At 44.8% G+C, this 14,639-nt stretch carries 13 protein-coding genes; 9 read left to right on the forward strand and 4 right to left on the reverse strand.

Going from position 1 to position 14,639, the window contains the following annotated elements; genetic code table 11:
- Positions 1–56: 56 nt before the first annotated feature.
- Positions 57–1,136: a polyprenyl synthetase family protein gene (locus IP510_RS12995; protein WP_194365249.1), complete on the reverse strand. Its 1,080-nt coding sequence runs from the start codon at positions 1,134–1,136 to the stop codon at positions 57–59.
- Between the two features lie 733 nt (positions 1,137–1,869).
- Here IP510_RS12995 and fadB point away from each other — a divergent pair.
- From fadB to IP510_RS13015, 4 genes are all read left to right on the forward strand, one after another.
- Complete coding sequence (gene fadB, locus IP510_RS13000; RefSeq protein ID WP_194365250.1) at positions 1,870–4,029, forward strand: fatty acid oxidation complex subunit alpha FadB; 2,160 nt, start codon at positions 1,870–1,872, stop codon at positions 4,027–4,029.
- A gap of 226 nt (positions 4,030–4,255) precedes the next feature.
- The gene (gene fadA, locus IP510_RS13005; RefSeq protein ID WP_194365251.1) at positions 4,256–5,428 is read left to right on the forward strand and encodes an acetyl-CoA C-acyltransferase FadA; all 1,173 of its coding nucleotides are present in this window, start codon (positions 4,256–4,258) and stop codon (positions 5,426–5,428) included.
- Positions 5,429–5,999: 571 nt separating this feature from the next.
- Complete coding sequence (locus tag IP510_RS13010) at positions 6,000–6,575, forward strand: isochorismatase family protein (RefSeq protein WP_194365252.1); 576 nt, start codon at positions 6,000–6,002, stop codon at positions 6,573–6,575.
- 185 nt (positions 6,576–6,760) lie between these two features.
- Positions 6,761–7,390, forward strand: a complete 630-nt coding sequence (locus IP510_RS13015) for an HD domain-containing protein (RefSeq protein WP_194365253.1) — start codon at positions 6,761–6,763, stop codon at positions 7,388–7,390.
- 97 nt (positions 7,391–7,487) lie between these two features.
- Here the strand turns inward: IP510_RS13015 and asd are convergent, their stop codons facing one another.
- Positions 7,488–8,321 carry an archaetidylserine decarboxylase gene (asd, locus tag IP510_RS13020; protein WP_194365254.1) on the reverse strand — a complete coding sequence of 278 codons (834 nt, stop codon included), beginning with the start codon at positions 8,319–8,321 and terminating at the stop codon, positions 7,488–7,490.
- A 113-nt stretch (positions 8,322–8,434) separates the two neighbouring features.
- Here asd and dtd point away from each other — a divergent pair, with 113 nt between their 5' ends.
- The 3 genes from dtd to phoR all read left to right on the forward strand — a co-directional run bounded on the left by dtd (position 8,435) and on the right by phoR (position 10,977).
- On the forward strand, positions 8,435–8,887 hold the full coding sequence (gene dtd, locus IP510_RS13025) for a D-aminoacyl-tRNA deacylase (protein ID WP_194365255.1): 453 nt from the start codon (positions 8,435–8,437) through the stop codon (positions 8,885–8,887).
- 111 nt (positions 8,888–8,998) lie between these two features.
- Positions 8,999–9,703, forward strand: a complete 705-nt coding sequence (gene phoB / locus IP510_RS13030; RefSeq protein WP_194365256.1) for a phosphate regulon transcriptional regulator PhoB — start codon at positions 8,999–9,001, stop codon at positions 9,701–9,703.
- Between the two features lie 185 nt (positions 9,704–9,888).
- Positions 9,889–10,977: a phosphate regulon sensor histidine kinase PhoR gene (gene phoR / locus IP510_RS13035; RefSeq protein ID WP_194365257.1), complete on the forward strand. Its 1,089-nt coding sequence runs from the start codon at positions 9,889–9,891 to the stop codon at positions 10,975–10,977.
- 54 nt (positions 10,978–11,031) lie between these two features.
- Here phoR and IP510_RS13040 read toward each other — a convergent pair whose 3' ends face one another.
- Positions 11,032–11,622, reverse strand: a complete 591-nt coding sequence (locus tag IP510_RS13040; protein ID WP_194365258.1) for a M23 family metallopeptidase — start codon at positions 11,620–11,622, stop codon at positions 11,032–11,034.
- A gap of 196 nt (positions 11,623–11,818) precedes the next feature.
- On the opposite strand from IP510_RS13040, the gene IP510_RS13045 reads away from it, so the two are divergent.
- Positions 11,819–12,538 (forward strand): putative quorum-sensing-regulated virulence factor, encoded by a 720-nt coding sequence (locus tag IP510_RS13045; RefSeq protein ID WP_194365259.1) that lies wholly within the window; start codon positions 11,819–11,821, stop codon positions 12,536–12,538.
- Between the two features lie 36 nt (positions 12,539–12,574).
- Here the strand turns inward: IP510_RS13045 and IP510_RS13050 are convergent, their stop codons facing one another.
- Positions 12,575–13,540 (reverse strand): alpha/beta fold hydrolase, encoded by a 966-nt coding sequence (locus tag IP510_RS13050; protein WP_265087599.1) that lies wholly within the window; start codon positions 13,538–13,540, stop codon positions 12,575–12,577.
- Positions 13,541–13,844: 304 nt separating this feature from the next.
- On the opposite strand from IP510_RS13050, the gene IP510_RS13055 reads away from it, so the two are divergent.
- Positions 13,845–14,528 (forward strand): TIGR00730 family Rossman fold protein, encoded by a 684-nt coding sequence (locus tag IP510_RS13055; protein WP_194365260.1) that lies wholly within the window; start codon positions 13,845–13,847, stop codon positions 14,526–14,528.
- Positions 14,529–14,639: the final 111 nt, after the last annotated feature.

The following is a 14,639-nucleotide window of genomic DNA, read 5'->3' on the forward strand; positions in this document are numbered from 1 at the left end:
CCGTTTTGGGTAATAAAACTTGCTGAGCTGTTTTTACTCAGTGGTTATTCGCTAGACTATTTCTTACGCGACCATAGCCATTCAATCAATGCCAATAGGGCATCGTTGTCTGTATTAGGATTATTGTCTGTGCTATTCGTTTGCTCATAACTGCTCAAATCATCACTACTTAGCTCACGCATAATCGCTGCGCGCCCATCATTAAACAGCGATTGTGCATAGTCGGTCGCCTGATCCACACCCATGAATTTTACATAGGTAGATTTGTCTAGTTTTTCATCACTGCCGGCAGGTTTGCCCAGCGTATCTGTGCTAGTCGTCACATCTAAAATATCGTCTTGAACTTGGAAGGCCAGACCAATATGTTGAGCACACTCTTGCAGTGCCATGCGCTGCGGAGCCGTCGCGCCAGCACAGATGCCGCCCATGAGCATGGCCGCTTCAATCAATGCGCCCGTTTTATCACGGTGAATAGCTTCCAAATCGCTTTGTGTGATGCTGTCACTGGCTTCTGCATTGAGATCCAGCATTTGACCTGAGACCATACGTCTGGCACGTGGCGCAAATATAGCGAGCAGTTGGCTAGCGATATCTGAATCATAAGGCGCAAAGGTAGGCAGCTCTGCAGTCAACACTTCAAAGGCGAGCGTCTGTAACACATCCCCTGCTAGCAGTGCCGTCGCTTCATCAAAGACAATATGAGCCGTCGGCTGACCACGGCGCAGCTCATCATCGTCCATGCAGGGCAAGTCATCATGCACCAACGAATAGGTATGCAGTAGTTCTACTGCCAATGCGGCACGGCGCGCCATATCATAATCTGAGTCACTTTCTAATAGTGATGCTAAGTCATCGCTGGCAGAATTGTCTGTATCAAACTTATTGTCAACATTCTTATCACTATGATCATTCACGTTAGCGAAAGCGCTGGCGACCAGCAGTGGACGTACCAATTTACCTTGGCCAGTCATCACATAACGGCAAGCATCCAACAGTGGGCTTGGTAGATCGGCATAAGCAAACAGCACATCGATGTCTTGCGCCAATTGCTCGCGCACTGTGCTATGAAATTGTTCATTATTATCAAACGAGATAAAGCCAAAAGGAGTAGGGTGTAGCGTAGAAGGAACAGTCATAATCCAACCATTTATAGGGATGCAGTTTATAGGAGTGCAGTAAAAATTATCAGGGATAAGGTAAAAGCACATTAGTGTAGCATGATAGAGCGTATGGCTTGTGTGTGACAAAGTATCAATCGACTGTTTTTCGTGACTGTTTTTGCGACCGTAATATTCCAACAATCTCTCGTTACTTATCACTGATTTCACTGATGGATTGAATGTGTTCTGATAAAGGCGTATGTTTGATGGTTGCTGCTATTATTTATGCGTTGCAAGACAATATTTACCCAAAGCCTGACAGTGCCAAGCTTGATTTGAGTATACAAACATTCACTAAAACACTTTGCGCATAAGGTAAATGCTTACAGGTGATTTAAGAGTGACTTGTGAGTATGGCATTAGCTTGTGACAGTAAGGGGCATAATCCCCTACACTAATTGACGTGGCAATGGTCTGATAATGGTAGTGACTAGCGTTTGGTGTTAGGCCATCTCTCAGCCAGTATTTTTTATCAGTACCTGCACCAATAGTATATAAACAAAGCGCCATATGATGTCATGCAAGAGACGCAAAATAGGTGCATCATTATGAGCGCTGGATAATAAAGACATCTTCACTGATGAGCTCGTTATATGTTTGTCTTTATAACATGACAAGCGCACAGTGCTATTACCCATTTTACTAACAGTAACTGGCTATTTATTTTAATTCAAAACGTAGCTTTCGTTATAATAGAAAGGAGTTCCACATGGTATACCAAGGAAATCGCATCACGGTGACAATGCTAGAGGATGGCATCGCCAATATGCATTACAACGCCGAAAATGAGAGCGTGAACAAGTTTGATGCTGAGACTACCAAGCAGTTTGGTGAAGTGGTCACCGCTTTAGAAAAAGCGGACGACGTAAAAGGTCTTATCGTTACTTCAGGCAAAGGCGTGTTCATCGCTGGTGCTGACATCACAGAATTTGTGGCTTCTTTTAAGAAATCAGAAAGCGAGATCAGAGAGTGGGGTATCAAAGTCAATGATACTTTCAATCGTTTTGAAGATTTGCCATTCCCGAAAGTTGCTGCCATCAATGGCGCGGCAATGGGCGGCGGTTGTGAGATGACTTTGGTTTGTGAATACCGTGTCATGAGTGACAAGGCGATTATCGGCCTACCAGAAACCCAACTGGGTATTCTCCCAGGTTTCGGTGGTACGGTTCGTAGTACACGTATCATTGGTATCGATAACGCACTTGAGCTTATCGCGACTGGCGCTCCTAAAAAAGCACTAGCAGCACTAAAGCTAGGCTTGGTTGATGCAACCGTCCCTGCTGATGACTTACAAGATGCCGCGATTGACTTGGTCAAAAAATGTATCTCAGGCGAGCTTGATTGGCAAGCAAAACGTGAAGAAAAATTAAACCCAGTTAAGCTAAATCAGCTTGAGCAAGCCATGGCATTCAACAGTGCCAAAGGTATGATCTTTGCTAAAGCAAATCCTAAGCAGTACCCAGCACCAGCGATAGCCATCGAAGCCATCGAAAAGCACGTTAATTTGCCACGTGATAAAGCGATCGAAGTAGAAGCGGCTGGTTTTGCAAAAGCGGCTAAAACGCCACAAGCAGAAAGCTTGGTTGGTTTGTTCTTGAGCGATCAATTGGTTAAGAAGTTAGCGAAGCAGCACGGCAAAATAGCACATGAAATCAATGAAGCCGCCGTACTAGGTGCTGGCATCATGGGTGGCGGTATTGCCTATCAAGCAGCCAGCAAAGGCTTGCCAATCATTATGAAAGACATCAAGTCTGAGCAATTAGACCTTGGTATGGGCGAAGCCAGCAAGTTACTAGGCAAAATGGTCGATCGCGGCAAAATGACCCCAGCAAAAATGGGCGAAACCTTAAGCCGTATCCGTCCAACACTTAACTATGGCGACTTTGCTGAGACTGACATCGTTATCGAAGCGGTCGTAGAAAATCCAAACGTAAAGCGTGCAGTATTAAAAGAAGTAGAAGGCTTGGTTAAAGACGATTGTATCCTAGCGTCAAACACCTCAACCATTTCTATTACTTTCTTGGCTGAAGCCCTTGAGCGTCCAGAAAACTTCGTCGGTATGCATTTCTTTAACCCAGTACATCGTATGCCATTGGTTGAAGTTATCCGCGGTGAGAAATCATCTGAAGAAGCCGTTGCGACCACTGTTGCACTAGCGTCTAAAATGGGTAAAGTGCCAGTTGTAGTAAACGACTGCCCAGGTTTCTTAGTTAACCGTGTTCTGTTCCCATACTTTGGCGCGTTTGACTTGCTACTTAAGCAAGGTGCTGACTTTGCTCATGTTGATAAAGTCATGGAAAAATTTGGCTGGCCAATGGGTCCTGCGTATCTAATCGATGTCGTCGGTCTAGACACGGGTGTTCATGGCGCAGAAGTCATGGCAGAAGGTTTCCCTGATCGCATGAAGCCTGATTATAAAGGGGCTATTGAGCTTTTATATGAAAACAAACGCCTAGGTCAGAAAAACGGTGTTGGTTTCTATAAGTATGAAATGGACAAACGCGGCAAGCCAAAGAAAGTCGCTGACGAAGCCACTTATGAGCTGCTAAAAACCACGACAGATAGCGAAAAGCAAGAATTTGACGATCAAGCCATCATTGATCGCACCATGATTGCGTTCTGTAATGAAACAGTACGTTGCTTAGAAGACAACATCGTGAGCACGCCTGCTGAAGCTGACATGGCCATGATCATGGGCGTAGGTTTCCCGCCATTCCGCGGTGGCCCTTGCCGTTATGTCGACCAAATGGGTCTAGAGAACTACTTGGCACTGTGTGAAAAATACGCATATCTAGGCAAAGCTTATGAAGCCCCGCAAAAGATTCGCGATATGGCAGCAGCAGGCGAGACCTTTTACGCGACAGCATAATAGGCAGTCACTACTAGGATGAAGTGCCGTACGTTTGCTATTTTTGCATGAAAGCAATTGAGACATGAATCGTCTCGTGAACGTACGATTATAGTTGGTGCAATTTAATACTAGTACAATGAAATCGAGCGCAAATGTATCTATTGTACTTTAAGCGAGATTGACGAGTTTATAGTAGTAAATTGGCCTGACTACACTGACAATAAAAATTGAAAAGGAAGATAGTATGACAATTTTAAGTCCAAAAGACGTGGTCATCGTAGATGGCGTACGCTCAGCGATGGGTAAAACGAAAAACGGTATGTTCCGCCACGTTCGCGCTGATAGCATGTCTGCTGAATTGGTACGTGCCTTAGTAGAACGTAATGACTTTGATGCCAATGACATCGAAGACATTATCTGGGGCTGTGTGAACCAGACGCTAGAGCAAGGTCTGAACATCGGTCGCAACATTGGCCTGCTAGCTGGTATTCCAAAAACGGCTGGTGGCCAAACGGTCAACCGTCTGTGTGGTTCTTCTATGCAGGCACTTCATACCGCTGCGGCGCAAATCATGACCAACCAAGGTGATATCTTCATCATCGGTGGTGTTGAGCATATGGGTCATGTCGGCATGATGCATGGTGTTGATTTAAACCCTGCTGCTTCTAAGCACTACGCAAAAGCGTCAAACATGATGGGCTTGACTGCTGAGATGCTGGGCCGTATGAATGGTATCACTCGCGAAGAGCAAGATGCTTTCGGTCTTGAGTCACATCGCCGTGCATGGGCTGCGACTACTGAAGGTCGTTTTGACAATGAAATCATCGGTATCGAAGGTCATGATGCTGCGGGTCGTTTGCAACTGTGCACGGTTGATGAAGTGATTCGTCCAGACGCAACGATGGAGCAAATGCAAAAGCTACGTCCAGCGTTTGATCCAAAAGGCGGCACGGTTACTGCTGCTACCTCATCTGCATTGTCTGACGGTGCATCTGCGATGCTAGTCATGAGCGCACAAAAAGCCAAAGACCTAGGTCTAAAGCCACGTGCTCGTATTCGTAGCATGGCTGTTGCTGGTTGTGATGCTGCTATCATGGGTTATGGTCCTGTACCTGCGACCCAAAAAGCACTTAAGCGTGCTGGCATGAGCATCAGTGATATGCAAACCATCGAGCTAAACGAAGCATTTGCAGCTCAAGGCTTGTCAGTACTGAAAGCGTTGAACTTGACCGACAAGCAAGACATCGTCAACATCAACGGTGGCGCGATTGCATTAGGTCATCCACTAGGGTGTTCAGGCGCTCGTATCACGGTTACATTGCTAAACGCAATGGAGCAGTCGGATACTGAAATCGGTCTAGCAACGATGTGTATCGGTCTTGGCCAAGGTATCGCTACTATTATTGAGCGTGTTTAATATTGTCTCACTGATGTGAACAAGATTATTTGCATGCTCAATAATTTAAATACGCAATAAGCAGCTATTTGCTAATAAATAAAACCTCTAGTCATCATGGCTGGAGGTTTTTTTATGGGCAACTTAGGGCGTGTTGAACATTCAAATATTAGGGCTGCTGATCGCTAAAATTGCACCAAACTAGGCGCAAGCTGACGATAATGTCGAGACCTTAGCTAGGTTTGTAACAACGTTTGGGGTGATTTTAGCATCAGCCTTTCAGGGCATTACTATTTTCTGCCAATATATGGCGAAATTGTTTAACCTAGAATGACTAGGCATCAAAAATTTCACTGCATATTGTCTAAAAAATAGTCTCTGCCAGCACCACATTTGAATGTTCAACATGCCCTAATACTCAGCCAATGAATGATTTGCGAGGTCAAAAATAGCACAGGTATTATGATTAAAAATTATCTCCATTGACGCATTCATGAAACTGTGACTAAATAAGAGTTGGCTTAATAGGGATAATATAAACAATAGAGCTAACACAGATTTTAATGATAAATGTCAGTACAAGGAGTGTGCTATGTCTACTATGATTACCGATCGTACTTATCGAATCGCTCGCGAAGATACCCAAGCGATGATCGTCGATGTACAAGAACGCCTAACACCGCATATCTATGATCACGAAAATATCGTCAAAAAAACAGTCACTCTAATCAAAGGGCTGCAAGCACTTAATATTCCCATTATGCTCAATGAGCAATATAAAAAAGGACTGGGCGATACCTTGCCAGAGGTACGTGAAGTATTAGTAGGTAATAACGCCAAGGGCTTTGAGAAAGTCACGTTTAGCGCTTGTGATAACAAGGACTCATGGAACCATTTAGCACAGCAGAACCGTAGCGTGGTTTTGTTATTTGGGGTAGAAGCCCATGTTTGTGTATTACAGACCGCGCTTGATTTGCTGGATAATGGTATGCAGCCAGTTATCATTGGAGATGCGGTTGGGTCACGTTTTCCGTATGACAAAAAGCAAGCCATCCGCCGTATTCGCCGTGCTGGCGGGGTGATTACGACGGTCGAAACCATTTTGTTTGAGCTGTGCCGTAGCAGTGAAGACCCTGCGTTCAAAACCATTAGCAACCTGATTAAGTAAATAATAAGACAATCATTTATTTACCAACTCATAATCGATAGCGCTTGATACAATAAGCGCTATTTTTTTGCTAGTAGTTATAGCTTACCAATCATTGAAAAAAATAATTATCGAAGCAAATCATCACCGCAAAAAATTATCATCGAAATTTATCAACGTTAAAAACACATAACCAGAGAAAACCAATGTTACAAGCCAGCTCTATATCCTTAACCAACCCAAAATCTGCTGCAAATATCGACATAGATGATGTCACCCATTTCTTATTAGAACTTGATGCGCTTAAACGCGTTAATCGCCGCAGCTATGTGACGCATACCACACGCTATGAGAACTCTGCTGAACATTCTTGGCATTTAGCCATGGCATGCTGGTCGATTGCTGAACAGTTTGAGCTAGATGTCAGTCATGAAAAACTACTTAAAATGGCACTGGTACATGACTTGGGTGAGATTGATGCTGGTGATACGTTCTTATTCGCAAACAGTCGTAGTGAGGCACACATCGAAGAACGCGAAGGCATTGCTCGATTGCAAGCGGAAAGGGGTAACGGTATTGCTAAGTTAGGCGAGATTTGGGAAGCACAAGAAACAGGCGATAGTAAAGAGAGCCAGCTGCTCAGAGTCGTCGATCGATTATTGCCATTTTTACTCAATCTCAATACTGAGGGAAAAACGTGGGTGGACGCTAAGGTTACGCGTTCGCAAGTGACTGGAGCACTTGCTTTTATCAAAGACAGCTTTCCTCCCATCCATGAATGGCTGTCAAAAAATATTGACTACGCGACGCAGCAAGGGTGGTTGATTGATGCCTAGTACGGATATGATTGACTGATATCAAAAAGCCCAACCATACATAATAGGTTATGCATGGCTGGGCTCTATTTTTATAGGTATCAGTACTGTCAGCGCATTACGCGTTGGCTGTGCCGAGTAACTGTCCCATTTGTACGATGCTATCGGCTTGCATGCTGTCTAGCCAGTCTGATTTTGCTGCTTTTGGCAAAACCACGATAGCAGTTGAGCCTAGATAGAAGCGTCCAAGCTCATCACCTGCGGCAAACTGCATGTCATGATCGGCTTCCTGAATATCGTCAGTACGAGTAATTTTGCCAGTTGCGACCGTTTCGATACCAGCGACGATCATCGCACCAACCATCACCACAGCAGCTCTGCCATATTTGGTATCAAACATACAGACCAGACGCTCATTACGCGCAAACAAATCCGGCACGTTAGCCGCAGTAGTATTATTGACCGAAAATAGCGTGCCAGGTACGTAGCGGGTCTTGGTCAACGTACCAGAAAACGGCATATGAACACGGTGGTAATTGCTAGGTGCTAAGTAGATAGTCGCAAAGCTACCATCAGCAAAATAATGGCCATCTTCGCTATCAGCAAGCAGTTGGCCGACATCATAATGACGACCTTTGGCCTGTAGCAGTTTGTGATCTTCGATCTGTCCAAGCTGAGAGATGATACCGTCAGCAGGACTGACAATGCCATTTGCAGTGGCATCGATGGTGCGCGCATCGTCTCTTAATTCACGGGTAAAAAAGTCATTGAAGCTCTCATAGGCATTTAGACTTTGGCGCTCGTACTCGTCCAAGCTGATATTATAGGCTTTGGCAAAGCCACGGATAAAGGTACGCTTGACATAAGGGTGGCGGCTAGCAGCTAGACGTCCAGCGACTTTACTCAGCTTTTGCTGCGGCACCAGCTGTTGTAAGGTGGTAAATACATTCATAATAGAGCTACCAAAATAGGATGTGGTGTAATAATAAACAGGCAAGTGAATGTCAGTATTTTATCATGGACAGCATATTATTGTCTGACCATAATCTGTTAAGGAATGAGTAAATGAAAGCACTTATACAAAGAGTGAGCCGTGCTAGTGTCACTGTCGATGAACAGTGTATTGGTGAGATTGAGCATGGCATATTGGCGTATATTGGCTTGGGTCATGAAGATGATTTTGCCACTGCTCAGCGTATGATTGATAAGATTTTGACCTATCGTATCTTTGAAAATGAAGAGGATCCTGCTAAATTTGGTAAACTGGACAAAAACGTCCAGCAGGTCGGCGGTGGCCTTCTTTTGGTCTCGCAATTTACGTTGATGGCAAGGACGGACAAAGGCCGTCGTCCTGACTTTGGCGCGGCAATGGCACCTGATACGGCTCAAGCGCTATTTGCACAATTAGTCGCTTACGCCAAGACTCAGCATCCAAATGTGGCGACAGGTCAGTTTGGTGCTGATATGCAAGTGTCGAGCGTTAATGATGGACCACTAAACTTTTTACTCGATGTCTAAGTGTTAAGTGTCATGAAGCTGTCATAATTAATCCGTTTAATAGATAGAGACTGGTGAGTGACTATCACCTTTTACATAATAGATTGTGCCCTCTAACACTGAGAATATCGTATGTATAATGAGCAAATTTTGATTGTTGAAGATGAGCCAGCGATTCGGGAAATGGTCGTAATGACGCTAGAAATGGCGGGGTTTGAGAGCTTGCAAGCCGCTGACGTGTCAGAGGCACATCAGCAAGTGGTCGATCACAGACCATCACTGATTTTGCTTGATTGGATGTTACCTGGAGATAAGAGCGGCGTTGATTTTTGTCGTATGCTCAAAAACGATGAATTGCTCTCTGAGATTCCGGTCATTATGTTGACGGCAAAAAGCGAAGAAGACAGCAAAGTGCATGGCCTTGATGCGGGTGCAGATGACTATATGACCAAGCCATTCTCGACACGTGAGTTGATTTCAAGAATAAAGGCAGTGCTGCGTCGCAGTAGTGCGCTCAGTAGTGATAAACCAATAGAAATCGGAAAGCTGAGTCTCGATACCAAAAGTCAGCGCGTCACAGCTGCTGGTCAAATCGTGGATGTGGGTCCAACAGAATATCGTTTGTTGGCATTTTTTATGAGTCATCCAGAGCGCGCCTATACACGAACACAGCTCCTTGATCAGGTGTGGGGCGGCAACGTCTATATCGAAGATCGAACCATAGATGTGCATATCAAACGTCTACGTAAATTACTGCGCCCTTATGACTGCGATACATTGATACAAACGGTACGCGGTACAGGCTATCGATTCTCTAGTATTATTGAGCCAAGTTAATCCCGTATATAGTCGATTCAATTTAAAAATAGTGACTGCCAGCACCACATTTGAATATCAAACAGACCCTAAATACTTCAAGCGAGGTTAACGCAGTAATAATTTTATAGTGGAATGACTATAGTGACTCTTGGATAAAACATGCCGCCGTCATACTAGATAGCGGATAGTGGTAAGGATGAGACATGGAAAAGAGTGCGCCAGCAAAAAACAAGCAAGAGAGCGTAGTACCAATCGCTAACCAAGATGCAGCAGCGCAATTACAAAAAATCAGAAGCGCACTGTTAGCACTACGAGATGCGGTGATTTTGCTCAATGAGGATGATGGTCTAGAGTGGTGGAATCAAGCGGCGCAGAGTTTGCTGTCGTTACAGCCAGAGGACAAAGGCCAGAGTATTTTTAATTTTATTACGGTGCCTGCGTTTCGTCAGTATTATGAGGATACAACCCTACCTAACGATGGCATCCATATAGAGTCATGGCGTGATCCCAGTCGCTATCTAAAGTGTGAGCTCACACCTTTCGGTGACGAGAAGCTATTGTTTATTTATGACGTGACTCGCTTGCAGCATTTAGAGCAAATGCGCCAAGATTTTGTGGCGAATGTCTCGCATGAACTACGTACGCCATTGACAGTGATGACGGGCTATTTAGAAAACTTCACTGATCAGCCGGATATGCCGCCCCATTGGCGTCGCGGTTTTGAGCTAATGACTCAGCAAACTGCTCGCATGAACCGAATCGTCAATGACTTGCTACTCTTGTCTAAAATCGAGATCGAAGAGACGCATGAATTTAACCATATAGATATGACCAAGCTGCTGACCAATATCTATGATGATGCGCAGGCTTATAACCAAGCATACAAGCACACTATTCATTTGCAAATAGATACCTATGACGGCCTATATGGATCAGAGATGTACTTGAACAGTGCCTTGTCTAATCTGGTCATTAATGCGATTAAATATACGCCAAAAGGTGGCAATATCACCATCAGTTGGACGCGGACATCGGATGGGTGCCGATTCGCAGTCGAAGATGATGGACTGGGTATTGCACCAGAGCATATTGCCCGTTTGACAGAGCGCTTCTACCGTATCGATAAAGGCCGCAGCCGTGCCACAGGTGGTACAGGGCTGGGGCTGGCTATCGTGAAGCACGTCCTGCATCAACATGAGGCGCACTTGCAGATTGACTCAATAGAAGGAACAGGGTCGACGTTTAGCGTGGTATTTCCAGACGCTTATGTACGATCAGCCGTAGCAAATTAGTATTTTTCTCGTCCTAGGTAAGTGTAGAGTCACTACCTGCCTCTGTAGCATACTCTAGTCTTTTTGCAAAAGCGGGTAAGGATTGACCGCGCTGCCATTAATATAAATGCCGTAATGGACATGTGGCGGTGTGCCTTTCGCGTTACCGCTATCACCCACATAACCGATCACATCGCCAGCATTAACCCAGTCATTGGGCGCGATATCCGCATAATCCTCTAGATGTGCATAGTAGTGTCCTGCGCCGCCAGGTCCAACCACCACTACCACACGTCCGCCTAATGTATTCTCACCGACTTTTCTCACGATTCCTTGTGTCGTCGACTGTATCGGTGTGCCCCGGGCTGCAAAAATATCAATGCCCTCATGCGAGCGCCCTTGGCTGCGTGCCACGCCCCACGTATCGGTCAGATTTTGCTCTGGTAGCGGACTGGGTAGGCTGTTTTCTGTCGGTAGTTCTTGCTGCAATAGACTTAGCTGCTGCCACTTGGCAACCACAAACGATTGGGTTTGTTGGCTGATACTGGGTAGCAGCTTATCAAACACAAATAATATTCCCAGCAATATAACGGCCTTAATCAGTACGCTTAATATACGACTGAACAAAGAAGGCGTGGGTTGTTGGTTTTTGCCATCTGCTAGCATTGATGTCTCTTATCTGTTTGACATTGTCTGAGCCCCTATTATAAAAGCCCTATATGCAAAGGTATGTATCGCATTGTTATCTATGGTTTTTATCCCCATAAATACAGTTGCGGTTAGATAGGGGTGCGACAATATAATCTTACTTACTTAACGCTTCTGTTGAGCAACAAGAGCTGCTATTGATGGCTAATACTTTATGAATGATACTCTGAACAATACTGACGTTACTACTACGGCTGAAACGGCACTTATTATCGATACTGAAACAGATCATGGCCGTGATCCCAGACCTATCCAAGTTGCTACTATCAATGTGGCAACTGGATTTGAGTGGATGAAATACTTTAACAGCGGTCGCTCGATATCGCCCATTGTTATAAAAGTGCATGGCATTACTGATGCAGATGTGGCTGGTCTTGAGCGTTTTGATTTAGATAAGTTTGAGCTGCCAGCGTACTTGATTGGACATAATGTACGCTTTGACTGGCGCGTGATTGGTAGGCCGTCAGCCAGTCTGATTTGTACCGTGAGACTCGCGCGCGCCGCCTTTCCAGAATGGAGCGCTTATGGTCAGTCTAAGTGTATCGAGCAGTTACTGGGTAAGGGCGAGGCGAGTATAATGACGATGGCTGCTCATGACGCACTAGGGGATGCACGGATGTGCTATCTGCTCTATCAGGCATGTTGTACGCGTCTAGAGATTGCGCCGACGGACTTTGCGGCAGCACATGCCATCTCCAATAAAGCGACTCCGGTCAGTAAAATGCCCTTTGGCAAACATAAAGGCAAGCCGATCAAAGATGTGCCCATTAGCTATGTGAAATGGATGATAGGCAATATTCATAATATGCAGCCGTCACTACATTCTGCTTTGACCAAGCGTATTAAGGCAGAAAAAATCAAAAATGCTGAGTAATAAAAACTCATTCACAATTTCTAAGCTTTTACTATCCTATTCACCTTTGAGCAACCAATCAACTGCCATCTGCCACAGTGCAGGCGCTTGTGCATTGGTCTTACTACTAAAATAACGCATATGACCAATGCTACTAACCCCAAAATCTTTGGGATCTAAAAAGCGTTTTTCTATGGGCATTCTCGTAAATACCCGTATCATATCGTCCATGTTTTCACTGTTGGCAATGTCGTCATCACTAAAGCCCAGCCATAATGATGGCATGCTGATTTCATCATAGAAGTGCGTGTGTATGCTTTTGCCAAAGGCGGTTTTGATATAGCCTGCGCCATTGCACCATTCACGCCACTGACGAGCCACACCGCGTGGCAATGGCTCACCCATCCCCATTTTGTCCGAAGGCGTGTAGCCCAGCGCTAAATTGGCAATAGGAATCAGCGCATCCATAAAAAACATGGCTTTGGCTCGATACGGCATGGCCATGTTTTTGATGCGCCCTGATGAGCAGGCCACGTTAAATACTGAGGCAAGCATATTATAATTGGGCATGAGACCAATCAATTGACCACCCGCACTATGACCGATAAGATGATAAGCGGCATCTGCAAACTCATCTTGCAAAGCGTCTAATACGGCTGGCATGTCATGACGTCCCCAGCTAATCAGCGATGCATCACATTTGGCCAAGTCAGTGGTTAGCGATTCACCGATACCTTCGTTATCAAAGGTCAGCACGCCAAAGCCGTGCTCTGCCAAGTAAGTCGCAAAATTATGATAAAACTGGCGTTTAATGCCTGTGGCTGGAGCTATCATAATCGCTGTCTTTACCGCATCGCTTGGACGATATACAGTGGCTGCCAACGTTTGATTGCGGTCGGTCATGATGGTTAGTGAGTAAGTGTCGACGCTGGTAGCAGCATCAGTATTATTTTGATCAGTCAGATGGCTGTCAGTCATAGTATCTAAATGCTCTGTAGTCAAAGAGGCGCTGTTATTATCCATTGTGATACCTTAGATTTTTTATGAGTAGATAAGGATTATCGAACTGCGATGAGCCATAAATAACTATCTTGGAGATGTAGTCTTTGCATAGTGATAAATCGTTGTGACTATGTGGTAGCATTGCTTATGTTAAGATAAATGCTGGCGAGACAGGCGCTCAAATATGACTTCCAAGTTTTGTAACACTTGACTGAGTGCCCTCTCTTAAATCATGTGCATGACAATATCAATTAAGGGGTCGGTATATGACCCTCACTAATAACAAGCACTCAATATCACCTGATATAAAAATTAAGGAAACTATATGCAAATGAAAATCGATAACGACACTTATGAAGTCATTACTAGCCAAGATATTAGCAATATTGAAAAAGCGGTAGACAAGTCAATGCTGACCATGCCTTTGGTTGCGGTATATTGTGGCTCGCGTTTGGGCAATAGTGATGTTTACGAAAAAGCCGCGCGTGACTTGGGTCAAGCATTGGCTAACAGTGGCATGGGTTTGGTTTATGGCGGCGCTAGTATTGGCCTGATGGGCGCAGTGGCAGATGGGGTGATTGATGGCGGCGCACAAGCGGTTGGGGTGATTCCGACCTTTATGCTAAAACACGAAATCGCACATAAAGATTTGACACGTTTACACCTAACAGACACCATGCACACGCGTAAAACAGTCATGGCAGAATATGCCGATGCGTTTATTACCTTGCCGGGTGGCTTAGGTACGTTAGAAGAAATCATGGAAATCGCCACGTGGCGTCAGCTGTATCAGCACGAAAAACCCATGATTATTCTCAATATTAATGGGTTTTATGACAAACTGATCGAGCATCTAAAATATACCACCGAGCAAGGTTTTATGAAGCAGCAAGACCTTGATCGCTTGGTGGTTTGTAACACGATTGGCGCGGCGATCGATATCCTACAAACAGTAGTGACCATCGATGATGCTATAGATACAAAAAAAATGGCTGGTAGTAATAGCTAGGCCATATCAAAACGGTTCATCTACAGCGGTGATAGTGAGTACGATACTATCGAGCGCTATTAAAAGAAAAGGAGCAGATAACCAAATCATGGTCGTCTGCTCCTTTTTTAC

The organism is Psychrobacter sp. NG254, from assembly GCF_015277735.1.
Lineage (GTDB): Bacteria > Pseudomonadota > Gammaproteobacteria > Pseudomonadales > Moraxellaceae > Psychrobacter.

Coding starts and splice junctions, on each gene's coding strand:
- IP510_RS13050 (WP_265087599.1), bottom strand. CDS start 13,540: ATGGATAATAACAGCGCCTCTTTGACTACAGAGCATTTAGATACTATG.
- IP510_RS13045 (WP_194365259.1), top strand. CDS start 11,819: ATGAATGATACTCTGAACAATACTGACGTTACTACTACGGCTGAAACG.
- fadB (WP_194365250.1), top strand. CDS start 1,870: ATGGTATACCAAGGAAATCGCATCACGGTGACAATGCTAGAGGATGGC.
- dtd (WP_194365255.1), top strand. CDS start 8,435: ATGAAAGCACTTATACAAAGAGTGAGCCGTGCTAGTGTCACTGTCGAT.
- IP510_RS13055 (WP_194365260.1), top strand. CDS start 13,845: ATGCAAATGAAAATCGATAACGACACTTATGAAGTCATTACTAGCCAA.
- IP510_RS13015 (WP_194365253.1), top strand. CDS start 6,761: ATGTTACAAGCCAGCTCTATATCCTTAACCAACCCAAAATCTGCTGCA.
- asd (WP_194365254.1), bottom strand. CDS start 8,321: ATGAATGTATTTACCACCTTACAACAGCTGGTGCCGCAGCAAAAGCTG.
- phoB (WP_194365256.1), top strand. CDS start 8,999: ATGTATAATGAGCAAATTTTGATTGTTGAAGATGAGCCAGCGATTCGG.
- IP510_RS13010 (WP_194365252.1), top strand. CDS start 6,000: ATGTCTACTATGATTACCGATCGTACTTATCGAATCGCTCGCGAAGAT.
- IP510_RS13040 (WP_194365258.1), bottom strand. CDS start 11,622: ATGCTAGCAGATGGCAAAAACCAACAACCCACGCCTTCTTTGTTCAGT.
- fadA (WP_194365251.1), top strand. CDS start 4,256: ATGACAATTTTAAGTCCAAAAGACGTGGTCATCGTAGATGGCGTACGC.
- phoR (WP_194365257.1), top strand. CDS start 9,889: ATGGAAAAGAGTGCGCCAGCAAAAAACAAGCAAGAGAGCGTAGTACCA.
- IP510_RS12995 (WP_194365249.1), bottom strand. CDS start 1,136: ATGACTGTTCCTTCTACGCTACACCCTACTCCTTTTGGCTTTATCTCG.